This is a genomic window from Sporolactobacillus putidus (assembly GCF_014647035.1).
GTDB lineage: Bacteria > Bacillota > Bacilli > Bacillales > Sporolactobacillaceae > Sporolactobacillus > Sporolactobacillus putidus.
Genome location: NZ_BMOK01000003.1, coordinates 249534 through 268582, shown reverse-complemented (window position 1 = coordinate 268582; position 19049 = coordinate 249534). Strand labels below are relative to the sequence as shown.

Genomic DNA, 19049 nt, shown 5'->3' with positions numbered 1-19049 from the left:
TGTGACAGAGAAATTGAACGGTGAAGGAAGAAAGAAAGTGAACACACTTTTTGTTGGCGTGGGCGGTGCTTTGGGCGCCGTCATGCGTTATCTCATTGATTTAGCGGGAAACTGGATTTGGCCATTTTCCTTTCCGCTGGCAACGCTCGTGATCAATCTTTCCGGATGCTTCGCCCTGGGCTGGCTGAACGGTTATGTTTTCAAACACTTGCCGGTAAAATTTCAAGCCGGGATCGGCGCAGGGATCATTGGCGCCCTGACTACTTTTTCAACACTGAGCGTTGATGTGGTGCGGATGATTGAGAGCGGCGACCTGGGCGCTGCGCTGATTGATTTTTTGATCAGCAGTATCGGGGGTCTGATCTGTTCGGCATTAGGCTATCAATTCGGCAGTGGTATTGAAGAAAGGAAGAGAATGAGAAAATGACATTTCTGCTGGTAGCATCCGGAGGGTTTGCGGGGGCTGTTTCAAGGTATGCGATCAGTATCGTGCTGAACGGACGCACGGCTTCAGGATTTCCCCTGGGTACATTTTTTATAAATCTGACGGGAACTTTTCTTCTCGGCTGCCTGATCGGATCAGCAGCGGGCGTGACGTGGCAGCTTTTACTTGGAGTCGGCTTTGCCGGTGCATTTACAACGTTTTCAACGTTCAATTTCGAAGCCGTGCAGCTCTTTATCAACCGTAAGGGAACGACCGCCCTTTATTATTTGCTCGCAAGTTACGGCGCCGGGCTGATTTTAGCAAGCGTAGGGTATTGGCTTGGACATTTTTTTGCTTCAGCCTGATTCTTTAATAAACAGACGGTAATAGATCATCGTCACAGTCAATGCCAGAAGGTAGAACGGCAGCGAATAATACTGGCGGTAGCCGTTCAGATAATGGTAAACTCCGGCATGCCAGGCAAGAGCCTCGAGAAGAATCGCGCCCAAAGCCCAGACTGAAATGTAAAAAAAATAAGCTGTTCTGCTTTTTTTGACATTCGAGTATCCATATACAAAAAAATAAGCAAAAGGGCTAAACATGACATAAGTCAGCACATCCCATAGTTCCATGAACGAGGTATTGTTAATATCGTAATAGTTGAATGGACCGATTCCGAACGTTTCATCGAACGTGCAACCGAGATAGAAGCCGATCAGGAGCATAGTCAATGTCTGTACCCGGGTGAATCGCTTCGGCATGAGATACACTAACAGAAATACGACCGTTCCGGTGAGCAGGATAAACCATTCATTCAGATTAAAAGCAGTATGATAAAATTTCACCGTCATCCCCCTTTTCAATGCAGACGCGGCATTTCATCTTAAAGGTTCTGTTTCCGCTAAAAGTCGAAATCCTTTTAGAAGAAGAAGAATGAGTGCGAAATAAAGGAAAAAGAAAGAAATCCGGGATGGCAGAGAGACGTGGGATACAACAGTGTATCTTTCTTCAATATAGCTATAGAGAATAAACGTCAAGAATGAAATAAGTACTGTCACACCTTTTTGCCACTGTATACCATATTGCATCAGGTTAACAGCAATGATGGTCAGAAAAGGGAAGATAAGATTTCGGTTAACTAAAAAAGCGATGCCTTGTTCGGCGCTGTAGTGCAATCCAGGATCTCCGATGTACAGTCGTTTTGCGGGATTGATCAGCGCAAACATAATGAGGAGCGAACTTGTGAGAAAGAGAAACAGCGTTTCGTCTCTCGTAATTTTCTTAGGCAGCATGACAAAAAGATTGACCACGATCCAGAACAGGCACAAATTCGATGCAAGTACCATAATGTTTACCTACCCTGTTAGAATGGTTTATTATTTAGGATGAGCTGTTTCAGAGAAAATAATCCGCTCTTGCAGGAAAAACCTTCATACTTTCAGATTTTTTTCAGATAATGATGATACCTTATTTTTTAGAGGTGAGAACTTGCAAGTGAGAGGCTCGAAAAGAAGGAAGGAAAATTGTTCCAGTATAAGGTTGTGGCTAAATTTTTTAATCCTGCCAAAAACGGTATCTTCTTTTGATTGACGATAGAGTCGGCCGAATGAAAAACAGACATCGTTTTTTCATTCACGGCACGATTCAAAATTTTTCCAAAATGAATTCTGGAGGGATTGTTTTGACGGAAGATCAAGCTCTGTATGACGTAACGATTATTGGCGGAGGTCCGACAGGACTGTTTACCGCTTTTTACGCAGGACTGCGCCAAATGAAGGTAAAAATAATTGAAAGTCTCCCACAGCTGGGCGGTCAGCTGGGAACACTTTATCCGGAAAAAGACATCTTTGATGTTGCTGGTTTTCCGCGAGTGAAAGCGAAAGATCTCGTAAAGCGTCTTGTGGAACAGGCAGGGCAGTTTCATCCGACTATGCTGCTTGATGAAAGTGTCGCAGCACTGCAAAGACTGGAAGATGGCACGATTGTCCTGAATACAGAATCTGGTGCCAGCCACCGGACAAAAACGGTAATTATCACTGCGGGAGTCGGCGCTTTTTCACCCAGGCCATTGAAAGTAGAAGGCGCAGAGACATATGAGCGGACGAATCTTCATTACTATGTTGACGACGTGCAGAAATTCAAAGGCAGAAGGGTTGTTATATTGGGTGGCGGTGACTCGGCCGTCGACTGGGCCAATACGCTGGAACCGATAGCGGAAGAAGTAACGATCGTCCATCGCCGCAATGAATTCCGTGCGCATGAAACAACTGTTCAACAGATGAAGAACTCTTCGATTAACATATTGACTCCTTTCACTGCAAAAGCAATTGAAGGATCAGATGGGGTCATTGAACAGCTTATAGTATCAGAAGTCAAAGGAACCCGCGAGGAGAATCTGCCTCTCGATGATTTAATCGTTAATTATGGTTTCGTATCCGCCCTCGGGCCGATTAAGGACTGGGGTTTTGAACTGGACAAAAACTCGATCGTTGTCAATTCAAAAATGGAAACCGGCATTCCTGGTGTTTATGCGGCCGGCGATATAGCCACTTATCCCGGAAAAGTAAAACTGATTGCGACAGGATTCGGCGAAGCCCCGACTGCTGTCAACAACGCAAAACACTACATTGATCCGGATTCGCGGACACAGCCGATGCACAGCTCAAGTGCCGAAGAACTTTTTTCAAAATAAAATGCCCGTCGACTCTTTGCGAAAGAAAAAAACAAATGATTTGTTGATAAACCAGTCACTGAGCGGGAAGCGGTGACTGGTTTTATGCTAAAATTCAGCAAAACTGATCGTTTTTTCGCGGACATTACCCTTATAATAATGATAAGGTGCTAAGATCCGGATGAATATTAAGCTTTACAGTCCATTTGGGAGCACACGGTTCAAGCATCCATCGGCACGAATCCTGGGGTTCAAACAATACGAGGAGACATATGAATGAAAGATCATACATCAAAAGAAGAATGGATAAACGCCGTGATCACTGCGGTCAGTCTGATCGAACAGGCCGGCGTGCCTTATACGCTTGAAGGGCAGGGAGCACTCGCCGTTCAAGGTGTCGTGCCTGATCCGCCGGAAAAATCAGATACACGGATGTCCGTACAGTGGGATGCGATGGATGACATCCGCCTCCTGTTCCAATCCTATGGGGCGGGCGCCATGGAAAAACAGGGAAAAGAGGTCTCATTTCTCTTTCGGATTGACCGTTTTTCCTTCAAGATTGTCTGCAGGCACGGCGAAGTTATCCGGACGGATCCCGAACGTCTCATCGCAAATTGCGGCGGCTATTCGTTTTATGCGAAGTCCGTCGATTCCTTCTTGAACGTATTAAAAAAAGATGATCCACTTTATCTTGCGATAAAAAAATATCTGTACAGGCTGCAGGAGTCTGCCGCTAGTCAAAATGGCCGGGCCTGGAACGATGATGCGTACGAAGCGTGGATCAAGCGGTTCGGCACACCGAAGCAGGCCGCCGAAAAAATCAGAAACGATCCGGAAGGCAGACTTGCGCAGCTTGCTTCGTATATCGGTGATCCCAAAGGCAAAAAAGTCATCAATTTACTCGGTTCACACGGCGGCAAGGCGCTGGCTCTCGAAATGCTTGGAGCCCATGTTACAGTTGTTGATATCTCAGAGGAGAATGCGGCCTATGCAAGACAGACAGCAGCCGCACTCAATGTTGACTTGAACTTTGTCGTTTCCGATGTCTTACACCTTCCGGAAGAAATTAAAGTACCAGAAAACGACATTGTCCTGATGGAGCTTGGCGTGCTGCATTATTTCGTCGATCTCGAGCCCCTGGCCGCTCTGATTTATCAGTTGCTGAAACAGGGAGGGAAATTGGTGCTCCAGGAGTTTCATCCGGTATCGATGAAGCTTGTAACGACCCGGGGAAAGAAGCAGGTCGTTTTCGGCAACTATTTTGACAAGACACTGAAGGAACGGAATGTGGCCTACAGCAAACATCTGACGTCAGGAAGTGAGGATCTGCAGAATAAAGTTTATCTCAGAGAGTGGACACTCGGTGAAATTATAACGGCGTTTGCTCAAACCGGTTTACGTGTCGAGCGTCTGGATGAAACGCCAAATATGAAAATCAGCGACATAGGTATTCCCAAAATATTCACACTTATCTGTTCCAAATGAGCGGAACGGAGTCTTTGGAAGACCCAAGGAGTTGATCCGCTGTTTTGAGTAGATCTGCTATCCGCCTCCCTTTGTTAACCTGACTCTTGCTAAGCAGTCGCCGATCACCTCTATCTTAAAATCATTTGAATAGTTGGTTATCCGCCCCCCTAAAGTTAGATATTTTGTTGTCCAACTTCAGGGGGGTTAGTTTATCTTGAAACATATCCATTAATTAAACGTTTGTTTAGTGAATATATTCGTTTTAACAAGTAGCTCTGACAGATCTCCAGCATTGTTGAAATATTATAAACTTCATTTTGATGGCAAATGAAAATGGCGGTCCACATTTAGTTTACATAATTTCTATATCTTAAACTAGAAATTATCGATTTCAATGGAAGCTGGTATGGGTTTAAAAATTCGGCCCTATCAAGCACCTATGCCCATTAACCGTTAATGTACGCTAAGCATCAATAGATCATAGAGTAATTTTTGCAAATTGTTCAATATGCACACGTTATACATATAAACTGTGCATATATACGCATATAATGTACGTATGTTCTACTTTCATTATACGTATAAATCGTGTATATTTATATTTATAATCTGAATAGTCTCAATCCATATCCTAAATGAGAGGAAGTTGCTCCATGCCGAATAAAACGATTTACGTTCCGGATGCCGATCTCCAGGTTTTTGATCAGGCTCAGAAAGTCTCGGGGAATAATTTATCGGCAACTATTGTTCAGGCTCTGCGTTTCTTTATCAAAATTGGAGAGGGAAAGGGATTTGAACAAGTAGACGTCTCTGAAGGAGAAAGCGGTTTTTATAGAAGAAAGCGGTTCATTGGCCGGGAACTTGCATCGGCCGGCGTCTATGACGATGCTGCCGAACGCTCGACAAATTTTGTTGTTTACGAGACGGTGCATGGACGTTATGCTGTATTGATAACAGAGGAAAAAAAGATCCCTTTAGAGCAGTCAATTGAACGTGAACTCGAAAAAAGGATTATAGAGAGGCTCGCAGGCGAAGATAAGAGAAGCATTCAGATTTCTAAAGAAGAGGAAGTTCCGGATGTGCGCAGGCTGGAAGTTTATGACTCCATTGACATGCTTGCCGGACGTGTGCCGGACGATCTTTACCGCGCACTTCATGAGATAAAGGACAGTGAGTTTCTTGATATTTGATCCGTTGCTGCGGTATTGAAGGCCATTAAATTCACTTTATTAGAACAAATACTTGGTGCACACTCATAATTCAGATACAACTTTCGAGTAAATTGTTACAGGCAAAAAAAGGAATAAGCGTCTTTTGAGAAGCCTGAAAAAAGCTTTTCATTGAATACTGGAAAGCGTTATTATTAGTGTAGCGGCGGAAGTATGTGTCATTTTATCTGTATTTAGAAAAACGTGATTTATATTAACTTAATCGGAGGTTAATTGAATGTCTATTTTTAAAAGATTGCGGGATTTAGCAGTATCCAATGTGTATGCGTTAATCGAAAAGGCAGAAGATCCGGTCAAGATGACGGATCAGTATCTCCGTGACATGCAGGAAGACGTTCAGGACGCGGAAAAAAGCGTTGCAGCGCAAATTGCCCTCGAAAAAAAATTCAAAGCACTCTATGAAGAACAGTCCGAGCTCGTTGCCAAGCGTGAGAAACAGGCGCACCTTGCTGTTGAAGAGGGCAATCTTGATCTTGCGAAAAGAGTCATTGAAGACAAACAGAATGCAGAACAGAAAATGAATGAGTACAAAGAACGCTATGAGCAAAACAAGGCGGCTTCTGAAAACCTTCGCTCAAAACTTGATGAGATGCGCAAACAGGTCGCTGCACTAAAAGATAAAAGAGAAACACTTGTTGCGAGGGTTAATGCGGCAAAAGCGCAGAAAGATATTAATGAGAAAATGTCCGGTTTTGATTCGAATACGGCCATGGCCGGTCTGAAGCGTATGGAAGAAAAAACATTGCAGATGGAAGCCGAGGCGGAGGCGAGCGGCGAAGTCTACAAAAAAGAAAAATCCATTGATGAAGAGTTTGAGAACCTGGGCAAAGACAAGAAAGTGGAGGATGAGCTTGCCCGGCTTATCGAGCAGCACAAAAAGTAAGGATGTTTAAAGGGCAATAAAAAAAAGGGCAGTAGGCCGGCATGCCGAAAGATTTCAATAGACGGCTGCCGGCTTTATTATTGCTATAAAGTTTAAAATTTTTAAGAATTATAGTGTAAGTGTAACTAAGGCTTCATCTGCGCTAAAGGCTTGGCGGAACCAAGTTTTCTAATGCGGATTGAGAGGAGACAAAATATGTCAGTGTTTCGCCGAATCATCAACTTAGTCAAAAAACCGGAACCAGCTATCGTGGAAAAGACGCCTTACACGTTATCGGTGGGCGATATTGTCGATATCTCCTTTTCAAGCTATACAGTATCAGGCAGAACGTTTTTCCCGCAGCGCCAGGAGGTTTTTTTAACTTTAAAGGATGGAAGCACGATCAAATATATGCAGGTAGCCAAGAGAGAAAAACTGAATCTGGCACTCTATGAGGCCATTGACGGACGCCTGGAAGATATCAGTGAAGTTCCGACGACGATTGAAATGGACGGAACTCTGTACCACATGGGAGAACAAGCGATCGGCACGGCCCACTCGTCGGGGGACACTCCTTTTTCATCTTCAGACGAACGATACCTATGGGACTTTGAATCTGATGATCGAAAGCTGCTGCGTATTGAATGGCAGTCCGGTCAGATGATGTTGTATGAAGGGGAAGCTGTCCTGCCCATGGAAGTCAGAATCATTCAGTCATGAGAAGGAAGCGTTGAACATGTTCAAACAATTGTCGAACGCCTTGAAAATTGTTCTGGCCGCGGTGCTTAGTGTTTCCGTCTTAGCTGGATGTTCCGGACAATCCGCAGTAAGTGCAGACTATCCGCTGATTTCCGTTTCAAAAAATGGTAATCAGGAGTCGTACATCTATCAGGCCGACAAACAAACCGTTCCGGAAGTAGCAAAAAAACTAAGCGATCAGAGGAAACCGGAACAGATGTCTAAAACAGACAGTCAGCAAATGTTCCTGGTCTATCCTGATGAGCTTTATGATATTCAAAGGGATAGCAAAAACCCCGAAAACACTGTGATTGAAGTAAGCAATAAGGCATTCGTGGACAACAACTACAGTTCTTCATTCCTCAAGGGGTATCTGTCGGCTGTTCTGCTTGATCAGATATTCCAACTGGGTAAGCATGCTTTAGGGAATTACCGTGGTTATACGAATAGCAAAACTTACCCGTCCGCATCAAAGTACCGTTTGCCGACTGCGCAAGAAAAAAAGGTTATCCCGCCGATAACAAAGCAGACGACGGGGTCGATTATCCGGCGGAGTCATTCGGGTAATACCTCGAGCTCTCCTTCGAGTACTTTATCGAAAATAGAAAATAGCTTTTCAAAAGATGTGGGTCAGGCGATCAGTTCCGTTGAGAAGAGTACAGGGAAAATTTTCAAATCAGATAGTAGTTCCGGTTCAAATAGAGTGACTCCAAAGAATTCAACCATTTCAATACCGCGGAATAATTCTCCCCCAAAAGTGAATTCAGGCGGTTTTGGAAAGGTCATAAAAAGAAGCAAATAACTTTACTCATCGGTGATCGTTCCCGAAAATTCCCCTGTCCCGGTCATTTGAGCACTCCTCAACTGCCGGTTCAGGATCTACGTTTAATGTCTCCGCATAAACAAAATGGGGAATATGGACTTATTGCGAAACAGGAGCTGCATCATACCGGCTCCTTTTTTTCGCGAAATTCCACCCGTGTCCTCGAATTAACGTGAAAAGGAAAAATATGTCAAAAACTAGTCACTCAACAAAGACAAGTGTATACTTTTTTAAAAAGCAGTTTATTTTTGGGAATGTTGTTCTAGGAGGGATGGGGAACGAATGGAAGAGTTAAAGAAGCGGATACGTGAAGAGGGCAAGGTGATCGACGGCGATATTTTAAAGGTGGACCAATTCTTGAATCATCAGATTGATCCGATGCTGATGAAAAAAATAGGCGATCAATTTGCGGCTGTTTTCCGCCCGGCAGGTGTCAGCAAAGTTGTTACTATTGAATCGTCAGGTATTGCCCCGGCGCTAATGACAGGACTTGCTATCGGAGTACCTGTGATTTTTGCGCGTAAAAAGAAGCCTTTAACTCTGAACGGAGGAGCGTTGGTCACCGATATCTACTCATATACGAAAGAAGTCAGGAATCCTGTTTATCTTGAGAAGGACATGCTGTCACCGGAAGACCGGGTGCTCATCATTGATGACTTTCTTGCCAATGGTGAGGCTTCACTTGGGTTAACACGGCTGATCGAGATGGCCGGCGCTACAGTGGCCGGAATCGGCATTGTCATCGAGAAAGCTTTCCAGGATGGGCGGAAGAGGCTTGATCGATCCGGTTATTCTGTTTTTTCTCTGGCCCGAATTGCCTCGCTGGATCACAACCGTGTGAGTTTCCTGGATGATTAATCGGTAAAGCTGTTAGCATTCCCGCAAAATGATAAACGGGGAGGAGGATTCGTCATGGATTATGTTAAAGAACTGCGACAATTAATCGGACACCGTCCGCTAATTGTTGCGGGCTCAACGATTCTTGTTTCTAATGGCAAGAAAGAAATATTGCTTCAACTGCGGTCGGATACAAAAGAATGGGGGCTGCCTGGGGGTGCCATGGAACTCGGTGAATCATTTGAAAAAGCCGCGAAACGTGAACTATTTGAAGAGACCGGGCTGAAGGCAGAAAAGCTCGGATTTATCGATGTGTTTTCCGGGAATAAATTTTATTTTAAATATCCGAATGGTGATGAAGTCTTTAATGTGATTGCCATATATAAAACGGACAAAGTGACAGGTGAACTGGCAATGAACGACGGGGAGAGCCAGGAACTGAAGTTTTTTGATTATCGGCGTTTACCGGAAAATCTTGATGAAAGAACGAGAATTATTTTTGAGCGCGTTATTGTTCAAGAATTGAAATTAGAATGAGCGTAGAAACAACAAGTAAGTTGATACATAAATTTTATTATGTAAACTAAAAGGGGAGAGCTGCTGTATACATGGGGTCAGGTTAATACTATTCTTCAGGAAGCCGCTCCTGATCGTCAAAGTGATCATCCATCTGATCAACGGCTTTTTTCAGTTCGTCATTAGACAAATGTGTATAGATCATCGTCGTCTGAATGGATGAATGGCCCAATTGACGGCGCAGCTTCGGAATGTCATTATTCTCGGCCTGATAGCGTGTCGCAAAGGAATGGCGCAGTTTATGAACCGATAGCGACGGTTTGCCAAAAGCTGCCGCGTATTTTTTTACAAGGTTTTCAATGGCGCGCGGGCTGAGCCGCCGTGTCGTGTCTTTCGGTCCCATCGGCGCGGACACAAATAAGGCTTTATTTGATGGCGGCAAATTGTATTTTTTTGCGCGGACACCAAGGTAATCCTCAAGATCGAGGCCAGCCTGTTCGCTGAAAAAAACATACTGTTCCTTGTTTCCTTTGCGAATGACACGAACCATCCGCTTTTTAAAGTCAACGTCGCCGACATCAAGACCGACCACTTCGGAAAGGCGGAGTCCGGATCCCAGTATCAGGGAAACGATGGCCGTGTCGCGTTCAGCATTCTGGCTGTGGAAATGAAGCAGTTTCCGGTTATCCTTTACAACATCGCGATAGTCGTGTGCGACAAATCGGCGGAATTGTTCATATTCATCATTCCAAAGAATTTTTCCGGCCATTTTCTGGGCGACTGTTTCCTGATCCTCTTTTATTTTGTTAAAGGCAATTTTAGCCATGACATTGCGCAGCAGGTAGGGCTTGAGATCAGAAGTTTCGGCGACGTTCTGCAGATAGTTGAATAATGATTTCAGCGCGGAAAGTTTGCGATTGATTGTAAATTTGTCATTGTGCAGCCGGAATTGCAAGTAAGACAGGAAATTTTCCACAGATTGAGGCGTCAGCGACTCAAGACAGTCCAAAGGAATATCTGTGCGTTTGCCGGCGAATAAACCTTCGGCAAGCAGCCAGTCAAAGAAGATTAAAAAATCATGGCAGTAATTAAGCAGCGACTTTGGCGACATCGTCCGCATTTTCTTGTCGACATATTCACGGACATACCAAGGCAATTCAGCCGTTTTTTCATCAATTCGGTCATAAAGATGGTGGTCGCGTTCATCGGCCATTGAAAAAACCTCCAGAGATAGATGATACGTAAAAATGTAAATCTGCTGATCATGTATGAAAAACAAAAGAAAGGATGATTTTATTTTAACACCTGGACATTACTTCGTCAAAATTATATTTTACGTAGTAATCTTAAGCGATTAAAAGAACCCCTTTATTCTATTTTTGTCTTGTTGTCGGGCAACACAAACTTGGGGATTTTTGACACAAAGATTTTCAATTGCACATCTTAAAAGAAAAATGATAATCATCATTTGCTCTTTAAGTCACTTGGTTTCGTGCTGCTGCTTATAAATAACTTTAGAAAAATCATACACAGATCTTTGACGAGCGAAACTTGCTTCAAATTCCAAATGCTTTGCTGTGTGTTCTCTTTTCTTATCAAAATCTCTATTTGATGTTCTGATGATCATGCATTTGAATATTTAATTTCAATAATACTCTCCTCTTTGTTTTTATAAAGAACCCACATTTCAGGAATTGAATGCATCCCTTCCCTATTGATTGTTTCTTCAATAATGATTATATGAATTATAGTCAATATTTTCGGCTAAAAAATTCAATTTCCTCTCGTATCATGCACATTAATTGCACTTCATAGACAAAATCTAAAATACAATCAAATTACCTTTTTAGCTTTGCGTTGCAAAATAGTTTTTGTTTCCACCCTCTCCTTTTGAGGCTGCTTAAGCGTCCGTCAAGCTGAATCATGCGGTTCAAGTTTTGTCCGATCTGCTGAATGCGGTCAAACAGATTCGGCGATAAATTGGCGAAGACCGATAAACTTGAGCTGACGACCGATAAATCTCAGCTGATGACCGATAAATCGAGCCAAACGACTGATAAACTCGTATCAACGACTGATAAACCGAGCATAACGACCGATAAACTGCGCTGAAGTATCAAACATGTAAAATCACTGAGCTTGAAATTTGAACTATATATAATCTAATGTTAATATTTGTTTGTGATTATATAAGGGAGAGATTATATGAATGATATTAATCTGGAAGACATGTCCTTTTTGTTGAAGATTATCAGCGACAAAACAAGATTAACAATGCTGGCTTATTTAAAGAATGGTGAGATGTGTGTTTGTGAATTTGTTGATATGTTTGATCTGTCTCAACCAGCAATTAGCCAGCATTTAAAGAAATTACGTACTGCAGGTGTCATTCGTGAACGTAAACAGGGGACGTGGGTATATTATTGCTTAAGCCCGGATCTTCCAGTCTACATTTCAGATCTTATTCAGACACTCCCCACGTTAAAAACTAAGAAATGTAATTGTCAAACAAGCGAAAATCTAGTTCAGTTGGAGTCATCGAAATGAAAAAGTTGTCTTTTCTCGATCGTTATTTAACATTGTGGATCTTTTCAGCGATGGTTATCGGTATCTTGCTTGGCCGTCTCATCCCGTCTTTTGTTCATGCTCTGAATGCCTTTCAGGTAGGAACAACGTCCATTCCGATCGCCATTGGATTAATCATTATGTTATATCCACCTTTGGCTAAGGTACGCTATGAGGAGCTGGGAAAAGTTTTTAAGGATGTTAAAGTTCTCGGCTTATCCCTTGTGCAAAACTGGATTATTGGACCGGTTTTAATGTTTTTACTGGCGATTATTTTTTTACATGGGTATCCGGCTTACATGACAGGATTGATTATGATTGGCTTGGCACGGTGCATTGCTATGGTGATCATCTGGAATGATCTGGCTCAAGGAAACCGTGAATATACGGCAGGACTGGTGGCCTTTAATTCGATTTTTCAGATCCTCTTTTATTCTGTTTTGGCCTATTTCTTTGTGACCGTGCTGCCCGGATGGCTGGGTTTGGAAGGCCTTCAGATCCGTGTCACCATGTTGGAAATCGCCCAAAGCGTCTTCATTTACTTAGGGATACCCTTTTTGGCAGGCATCCTAACCCGTTTCATATTAGTTTCTGTGAAGGGAAAAGAGTGGTACGAAAAGGCCTTTTGTCCTCTGATTAGTCCCCTAGCCTTAATCGCACTCCTTTTCACCATTATTGTGATGTTTTCGATTAAAGGAGATATGATTATTCAGCTGCCTCTTGATGTAGTCCGAGTAGCCATACCGCTCATGATTTATTTCATCATCATGTTTTTTGTCTCCTTTTTTCTCTCTCGGAGAATTGGAGCCGATTATGGTAAGACATCGGCTCTGAGCTTTACGGCAGCCAGCAATAACTTTGAACTTGCCATCGCAACAGCCGTAGGGATATTCGGAATTCAATCCGGAGAAGCCTTCGCTGCCGTCATTGGTCCACTTGTGGAAGTCCCGGTTATGATCGGCTTGGTCAACGTCGCACTATTCTTCAGAAAAAAATTTAGCTATAAAACACCAACCACAAGCGTAAAGGATGGAATTTAACATGAATAAAAAAATCATTTACTTTCTCTGCACAGGGAATTCCTGCCGCAGTCAAATGGCTGAAGGCTTTGGGAAAAAATATTTGGGGGACAAATTTGATGTGCATTCGGCCGGCGTTGAAGCTCATGGATTAAACCCGAATGCAGTTAAAGTCATGAAAGAAGCCGGCGTTGATATTTCACAGCAAAAATCCAAGCTAATCGACATGAGTTTGTTGAATCAGGCTTACCTGGTCGTCACCCTTTGTGGGGATGCCGAAGAACGGTGCCCGATGACACCTCCAAAGGTTAGACGAGAACACTGGGGCTTCGATGATCCAGCAAAGGCACAAGGTACAGAAGCTGAAAAATGGGCCGTATTCCAACGTGTCCGTGATGGCATTGAAAAGCGGATGAAACAGTTTGCAGAGGAAGAACAAAGGACTAAATAAAAAGGAGTCGTTAATATGGCAATTTCGAATGACCAAATTAGACAAAACGTTCGGAACCGATATAAAAAGATCGCTCTTCAGGATGTTTCTACCCCATCCTGTGGCTGTTCCTCTGAAGTGGGATGCTGTGATACTCAAGCTGATCGTAACAGTGTGTCCGAAAAAATCGGCTACTCTGCAGAAGAATTAAATGCAGTTCCTGAAGGAGCCAATTTGGGTTTAGGATGTGGCAATCCACAGGCCATTGCCTCTTTAAAGTCTGGTGAAAGTGTCTTGGACCTTGGGAGTGGCGGAGGATTTGACTGCTTTCTTGCCGCTCGTCAGGTGGGTGAAACGGGTCAGGTTGTTGGCGTTGATATGACTCCCGAAATGATTAGCAGGGCACGTCAAAACGCTGTTAAGGGGCAAATCGACAATGTTGATTTTCGCTTGGGAGAAATTGAACATTTGCCGGTAGCCGATCGGTCCATTGATGTCATCCTGTCGAATTGCGTGATCAATCTTTCACCGGATAAACCTCAAGTATTTAAAGAGGCTTTTCGTGTACTGAAGAAAGGCGGACGGCTTGCGATTTCAGATGTTGTACTCACTGCTGAATTGCCTGCCGAAATAAAGAGTGACTTGGACGTTTCCTACTCAGGTTGTATTTCAGGAGCTTCTTCGATCGCTGATCTCCAAAACATGCTCGAACAAAATGGATTTTCGCAAATTGAGATCAGACCAAAAGACGAATCCAAAAAATTCATCAAGGAATGGATTCCAGGAGCAAATATCGAAAGGTATATTGTATCGTCGACAATTCAAGCCATTAAACCCTAATTTAATAGATAAAAAAACCGACTTAAAAAAGTCGGCTTTTTTATCTATATATTACTGTATCCGTATATTGCTTTTTAAAAAATCATCCGGTTTGTGTAAATAAACGATCATTTCATTGACCTGTCCTCTTCCCCCTGATGAGATCCTTCCGGAGATGTTCCATCTTAAACCCGTTTTATGTTACATTATAGTTACTGACACCATTGAAGATTAAACCAGGAGGAAGATTGGATTCATGCGCATCTCTGATATTAAGAAAAAAGCCAGAAAATCATTGAAAGATTATTGGGCGGTTGCCGCACTGCTTACTTTTCTATCGGCACTTATTGTTGTCGGTGCCCCTTATTTTTTTGAAATCACGCTCTGCGGCGGAGTGAGCAATTGGCTAAATAATTGGTTCCTGCCGAACCAGACACCTTCATCCGTTCAATTCATAGAATTGGTGTATTCCATCGTGCTTACTCCCTTAACATTCAGCATCTATTGGTTCTACCTCTCGCTCTCGAGATCTGAGAATCCGCAGTTATACGGCGTGTTTGCGGTCTACACCGATATGGATAAATCGCTGAAATTAATCTGGGCTTCTATTCTCGTGGAAATATATGTGATTCTGTGGTCCTTATTGCTTATTGTTCCCGGCATCATCAAAAGTTTAGCCTATTCTCAAACCATTTTTATTCTAAGAGACCACCCCGAATATTCCGTCTCAGAAGCGATTACGGAGAGCAGAAAAATGATGGACGGTTATAAATGGAAGTATTTTTTATTAAATTTAAGCTTTATCGGCTGGATTTTTCTTTCCGTATTCTTTACGGCGTTTATTGGTCTATTGTGGGTTATTCCCTATATTATCGCTTCCTTTGCCGAATTTTATAATGAACTGAACCAAAAGAAAGATAGTGCTTCAGACTTCTGAGTCAGAGGTTTCAGCAATAGAATTATTACCATAGATTGTTCGTAAATAAGAAACATCCGTCCGGCATGAAAAAACCAGGCGGATGTTTTTGTCAACCTTATTTTCACAAGTTCAACGGTGCGACAACTGCTAACAGCTTCCCTCTCACCCTCAATTCAGCGGATTTTCATCTCTACAAAGATAACGATTCTCGGAATCTGAATGCGGAAATGCCGGCGTTCGGGAATTAGACCGTTTTTCGTCTCACATGATGAATCACCATTCTGTCTTTAGGCAAAGTCGGGATTCGCGACAAGCTAATGCTCAAGTCCTGGACGGGTACGTCATAATCGATCTCGTTTGTTAGAAAATGCAGGCTGGCCTCCATCACATTGATGGTCAGCCACTCACCGGCACAGCGATGCCCACGGGCACGGTCTCCGCCTCCCTGCGGAATAAAGTCAAAGGGACTGCCTTCCCAATGATCAAATCGCTCCGGACGGAATTCATCAGGCTGATCCCAAATACGGGGATCATGATTCATTCCATAGACATCAAGCAATACCAATGTTCCATTTTCAAATTGATAATTTTTCCATGTAAAATCACGGCGTACCCTTGCGCCGACAAACGGAGTAAACGGGTAGAAACGCCGGATTTCCTGAACAAATTGCTGAACATACTGACCTTCGCCGGATTGCATCTTTTTTCGACATTCGGGATGTTCATGAAGGGCGTGAACGCCAAAGGCGACATACGTTGCAATGGCTACAATGGGTCTCAGAATATTCAGCAGCTCAACAGCGGCAACTTTGGTTTCCAGAAGCTTGTTATTCAAATCACGGTGCCGGGCGGTCATGCTGGCCGCAGTGCCCTCCGGAGGGTTCAGCTCTCCTTTTCGGATTTGTTCGATAACTGTTTCAATCCACTGCTCGGCTCTTTTGCGTGCCCCCTTTCCTTGCCAGTGTCGCGGCCCTACTGCTCCAAAGCCATCCACCATTTCACCAAAATCGTCGGCTCTTTTCCTGACTTCGGTTTCTTCCAATGGAACACCCGCCCACTCGCAGGCGACCCGGCACAGGATTTCCTGAACGTCATCAAACAGGATGATTCGATCCTTGCTTTCCCATTTTTTAATTGTTTTCTCCCATTGAGCACGGGTCAGATCAACGATGCCCTTTAACCGTTCGGGGGTCATTAAAGACATAAACAGGAGCTTGCGATGCTTATGCGCCGCTCCGTCAAGACCCTGGACACCATTTTGGCCGAACAACGTTTTCTGGACCCTTTTCGGTGCCGCCCCCTTCCTTATAAACCGTTCTTCATCGTAAAAAAGTTCGGCCGCCTCGGTTCCGGTCATGCAGATCACGTTTTGAGCAAGTAAACGTGTCTGGAAAACGTCGGTCTGCAGACGCCTGCATCGGTTCAGGATAAACAAATAGCCTTCTGACAGCAAGTCGAGACTGTTATCCAAGCCTTCGGAACGGGGAATCTGCACTTTCATGTTCATGTGGACCTTCTCCTTAATCGGGATGTGAAACATTATCTGTTTTTACCTGACCAGGAAAATCTATTCATAAAAAAAGAAAAATCTTCTGAGAAGCAAGGAGAATTGGATAAGAACGAATTTCAATACGGCAATGAAGCGCGTAATGATCAATGACAATAAAAAGTTTGTTCCTGAACAATATAGTTGTTTACGGGACAAAAACGTTGTTTCCTGAAGAGGCGTTTGCTGGGCATTAGGATACGTACCGCGAAGCGACTTTGACTTGATTCAACTTTTCGTAATTTTGGTTCGACTTTTTGGTGTTTCGGTTTGACTTTTACCGGATTCGGTTTAACTTTTCATTATTTCGGTTCGACGTTCTCCTGATTTGGTTCAGCTTTCTAAATTCGATCGGACTGTTGCGCATTGTCCGTCAATTGCGAAGTCGTTCATTTCTTTAATTACTTCTTATTTCAACGGAGAATGCGACTGGCCTTGATGTGAGTAAACAACTTTGTTTGTATTTCTCACGTAAAACAAAAAAGGACTGTTTGTCCTTTTTTGTTTAATCGCGGGCGGCAAATTTGCCGGTGTTTATGTTGGTTTGTTCACTTAAGTACGTCAATACTTCATTCCGGACCGGACAGATCCGGCCGCCTCCCCTTCTGTCCTTCTGAACAGAAGGGAATTCTACTCGCCTTCCGGAAACCAGCGGTAGAAGTGATGCGTCGGTCCGTGCCCGTGTCCCAGGGGCAAACTGTGTTCGATTGCCCCCTGAATATAAGTTTTGGCTTCTTGAATGGCGTCCGCGAGGCTCAGTCCTTTCGCAAGATAAGCGGCAATCGCCGACGACAAGGTACAGCCGGTTCCGTGTGTGTTGTTCGTATCGATCCGCTTGCCCGCAAACTGATGAAACTGAGTGCCGTCATAAAAAATATCAATCGGACCTTCCTCCAAGTGCCCGCCCTTGACGAGGACGCTTTCGGGTCCCATGTCGAAGATCTCTTTTGCAGCCTGGCGCATGGCTTCAAGTGTTTCCACTTTGCGGCCGACAAGCCGCTCCGTTTCAAAAAGATTCGGAGTCACGACCGTCGCAAGCGGCAGGAGTTCACGAATCAGCGTTTCCCTCGCTTCCGGTTTTAATAAGTCAAATCCGCTTTTGGACACCATGACTGGATCGAGTACAACATATTTCGGACGAAACTCCTTAAGTTTTTCAGCAATCGTCCGAATCGCGGCGCTATTAGAAACCATGCCGATTTTAACGGCACCGACCGGAATATCACGGAATATGGCGTTAATCTGCCCGCCGATAATTTTTGGCGAAAGATCCTCGACATCATCTACTCCCTGAGTATTCTGGGCGGTGACACTGACAATCGCGCTCATTCCATAAACGCCAAGAGCGGAAAAAGTTTTCAGATCCGCCTGAATACCTGCTCCTCCGCTTGAGTCCGATCCGGCAATCGTTAAAGCCGTTTTCATTTTCGATCACCCCTAAGAAGCCGGGCCATTTCCGGGTGAACGGCCATCATTTTCAGTAAAAGGTAAGCAATGAGACTGCCGCAAGTCGTCGCGAGCAGAAAAGGCACGACAAAAAAAGTGGCCGCCACGTTCTGACCGAGAATGAATTTCGCGATCGGGAACGAGATAAACGAACCGATCAATCCTGTTCCAACGATTTCACCAGCGACGGCAAAAACAGGCTTCTTAAGCCAAAGGTAGAGAACTCCGGCCAGGAAGGCGCCGATCATGCTTCCGGGAAAAGCAAAAACGGATCCTGTTCCAAACAGATTACGGACCAGCGAAATGGCAAAAGCCGTGCCAACAGCATATCCAGGACCGAAAAGGACAGCCGACAGAACATTGATGATATGCTGAACAGGAAAAATTTTTGTCACGCCCATAGGGATATACAATAAATTGCCGGCAATCACCCCGCTTGCAACGAACAAAGCTGAACAAGTGAGCTTGTACAGCGGTTTCATATTAAAACCTCCTCGTATGGAATAAATAAAAGATCGGAAAATCTCTTTTACCTGATCAGAGCATGCTGAATTCCGGCAAAGCGCCTTGTTTTTTTTTCTCATTAAAAAGCGCAGGCCCTGAGAATGCCTGCGCTTGAAAATAATCTTCGCTAGAACGCAACTTCCCTACGCTGGCATCATCCAGATCAGGTAAAAAGGGTCAAAGACAGTGAGTCTTACTCTCAGCCGGCCGCTCCGGCTCCCCCAGTGCTTTAAT

General features: G+C 43.9%; 21 protein-coding genes and 1 riboswitch. Of the genes, 15 read left to right on the top strand and 6 right to left on the bottom strand.

Going from position 1 to position 19049, the window contains the following annotated elements:
* Window position 1 precedes the first annotated feature (1 nt).
* Window positions 2-427, top strand: a complete 426-nt coding sequence (locus IEX81_RS05445; protein WP_188802049.1) for a fluoride efflux transporter FluC — start codon at window positions 2-4, stop codon at window positions 425-427.
* Window positions 424-789, top strand: coding sequence for a fluoride efflux transporter FluC (locus IEX81_RS05440; protein WP_188802048.1), 366 nt, complete (start codon window positions 424-426; stop codon window positions 787-789). The genes IEX81_RS05445 and IEX81_RS05440 overlap by 4 nt, the downstream gene beginning before the upstream one ends.
* Here the strand turns inward: IEX81_RS05440 and IEX81_RS05435 are convergent.
* Both IEX81_RS05435 and IEX81_RS05430 read right to left on the bottom strand, forming a co-directional pair.
* Window positions 781-1269, bottom strand: a complete 489-nt coding sequence (locus tag IEX81_RS05435) for a hypothetical protein (RefSeq protein ID WP_188802047.1) — start codon at window positions 1267-1269, stop codon at window positions 781-783. The genes IEX81_RS05440 and IEX81_RS05435 overlap by 9 nt on opposite strands.
* Window positions 1270-1302: 33 nt before the next feature.
* Window positions 1303-1770, bottom strand: coding sequence for a hypothetical protein (locus IEX81_RS05430; protein ID WP_188802046.1), 468 nt, complete (start codon window positions 1768-1770; stop codon window positions 1303-1305).
* Window positions 1771-2105: 335 nt separating this feature from the next.
* Here IEX81_RS05430 and IEX81_RS05425 point away from each other — a divergent pair, with 335 nt between their 5' ends.
* From IEX81_RS05425 to IEX81_RS05390, 8 genes are all read left to right on the top strand, one after another.
* Window positions 2106-3116 (top strand): NAD(P)/FAD-dependent oxidoreductase, encoded by a 1011-nt coding sequence (locus IEX81_RS05425; protein WP_188802045.1) that lies wholly within the window; start codon window positions 2106-2108, stop codon window positions 3114-3116.
* Between the two features lie 255 nt (window positions 3117-3371).
* A complete protein-coding gene (locus IEX81_RS05420) occupies window positions 3372-4580 on the top strand; it encodes a class I SAM-dependent methyltransferase (RefSeq protein WP_188802044.1) in 1209 nt (402 codons plus the stop codon).
* A gap of 635 nt (window positions 4581-5215) precedes the next feature.
* On the top strand, window positions 5216-5752 hold the full coding sequence (locus IEX81_RS05415) for an EXLDI protein (protein ID WP_188802043.1): 537 nt from the start codon (window positions 5216-5218) through the stop codon (window positions 5750-5752).
* Between the two features lie 256 nt (window positions 5753-6008).
* The gene (locus IEX81_RS05410) at window positions 6009-6674 is read left to right on the top strand and encodes a PspA/IM30 family protein (protein ID WP_188802042.1); all 666 of its coding nucleotides are present in this window, start codon (window positions 6009-6011) and stop codon (window positions 6672-6674) included.
* A gap of 195 nt (window positions 6675-6869) precedes the next feature.
* Window positions 6870-7373 (top strand): DUF4178 domain-containing protein, encoded by a 504-nt coding sequence (locus IEX81_RS05405; RefSeq protein ID WP_188802041.1) that lies wholly within the window; start codon window positions 6870-6872, stop codon window positions 7371-7373.
* Window positions 7374-7389: 16 nt separating this feature from the next.
* Window positions 7390-8193 carry a DUF4247 domain-containing protein gene (locus tag IEX81_RS05400; protein ID WP_188802040.1) on the top strand — a complete coding sequence of 268 codons (804 nt, stop codon included), beginning with the start codon at window positions 7390-7392 and terminating at the stop codon, window positions 8191-8193.
* 303 nt (window positions 8194-8496) lie between these two features.
* On the top strand, window positions 8497-9072 hold the full coding sequence (locus tag IEX81_RS05395) for a xanthine phosphoribosyltransferase (protein WP_188802039.1): 576 nt from the start codon (window positions 8497-8499) through the stop codon (window positions 9070-9072).
* Window positions 9073-9126: 54 nt separating this feature from the next.
* Window positions 9127-9588 carry an NUDIX hydrolase gene (locus IEX81_RS05390; protein ID WP_188802038.1) on the top strand — a complete coding sequence of 154 codons (462 nt, stop codon included), beginning with the start codon at window positions 9127-9129 and terminating at the stop codon, window positions 9586-9588.
* 88 nt (window positions 9589-9676) lie between these two features.
* On the opposite strand, the gene xerS is transcribed toward IEX81_RS05390, so the two are convergent.
* Window positions 9677-10780: a tyrosine recombinase XerS gene (gene xerS / locus IEX81_RS05385; RefSeq protein WP_188802037.1), complete on the bottom strand. Its 1104-nt coding sequence runs from the start codon at window positions 10778-10780 to the stop codon at window positions 9677-9679.
* Window positions 10781-11772: 992 nt separating this feature from the next.
* Here xerS and IEX81_RS05380 point away from each other — a divergent pair.
* The 5 genes from IEX81_RS05380 (at window position 11773) to IEX81_RS05360 (ending at window position 15337) form a co-directional block, all read left to right on the top strand.
* Window positions 11773-12114, top strand: a complete 342-nt coding sequence (locus IEX81_RS05380; RefSeq protein WP_188802036.1) for an ArsR/SmtB family transcription factor — start codon at window positions 11773-11775, stop codon at window positions 12112-12114.
* Window positions 12111-13172, top strand: coding sequence for an ACR3 family arsenite efflux transporter (gene arsB / locus IEX81_RS05375; protein WP_188802035.1), 1062 nt, complete (start codon window positions 12111-12113; stop codon window positions 13170-13172). Before IEX81_RS05380 ends, arsB begins: the two co-directional genes overlap by 4 nt.
* A 1-nt stretch (window position 13173) precedes the next feature.
* Complete coding sequence (gene arsC, locus IEX81_RS05370) at window positions 13174-13602, top strand: arsenate reductase (thioredoxin) (protein WP_188802034.1); 429 nt, start codon at window positions 13174-13176, stop codon at window positions 13600-13602.
* A 15-nt stretch (window positions 13603-13617) separates the two neighbouring features.
* Window positions 13618-14421 carry an arsenite methyltransferase gene (locus IEX81_RS05365; RefSeq protein ID WP_188802033.1) on the top strand — a complete coding sequence of 268 codons (804 nt, stop codon included), beginning with the start codon at window positions 13618-13620 and terminating at the stop codon, window positions 14419-14421.
* A gap of 235 nt (window positions 14422-14656) precedes the next feature.
* Window positions 14657-15337 (top strand): DUF975 family protein, encoded by a 681-nt coding sequence (locus IEX81_RS05360; protein WP_188802032.1) that lies wholly within the window; start codon window positions 14657-14659, stop codon window positions 15335-15337.
* Between the two features lie 226 nt (window positions 15338-15563).
* On the opposite strand, the gene cypC is transcribed toward IEX81_RS05360, so the two are convergent.
* The 3 genes from cypC to thiW all read right to left on the bottom strand — a co-directional run bounded on the left by cypC (window position 15564) and on the right by thiW (window position 18793).
* Window positions 15564-16820, bottom strand: a complete 1257-nt coding sequence (gene cypC / locus IEX81_RS05355; protein WP_188802107.1) for a CYP152 family fatty-acid peroxygenase CypC — start codon at window positions 16818-16820, stop codon at window positions 15564-15566.
* 675 nt (window positions 16821-17495) lie between these two features.
* Window positions 17496-18290, bottom strand: a complete 795-nt coding sequence (thiD, locus tag IEX81_RS05350) for a bifunctional hydroxymethylpyrimidine kinase/phosphomethylpyrimidine kinase (protein ID WP_188802031.1) — start codon at window positions 18288-18290, stop codon at window positions 17496-17498.
* The gene (gene thiW, locus IEX81_RS05345; RefSeq protein ID WP_188802030.1) at window positions 18287-18793 is read right to left on the bottom strand and encodes an energy coupling factor transporter S component ThiW; all 507 of its coding nucleotides are present in this window, start codon (window positions 18791-18793) and stop codon (window positions 18287-18289) included. Before thiW ends, thiD begins: the two co-directional genes overlap by 4 nt.
* 145 nt (window positions 18794-18938) lie before the next feature.
* Window positions 18939-19048, bottom strand: a riboswitch (TPP riboswitch).
* Window position 19049 lies beyond the last annotated feature (1 nt).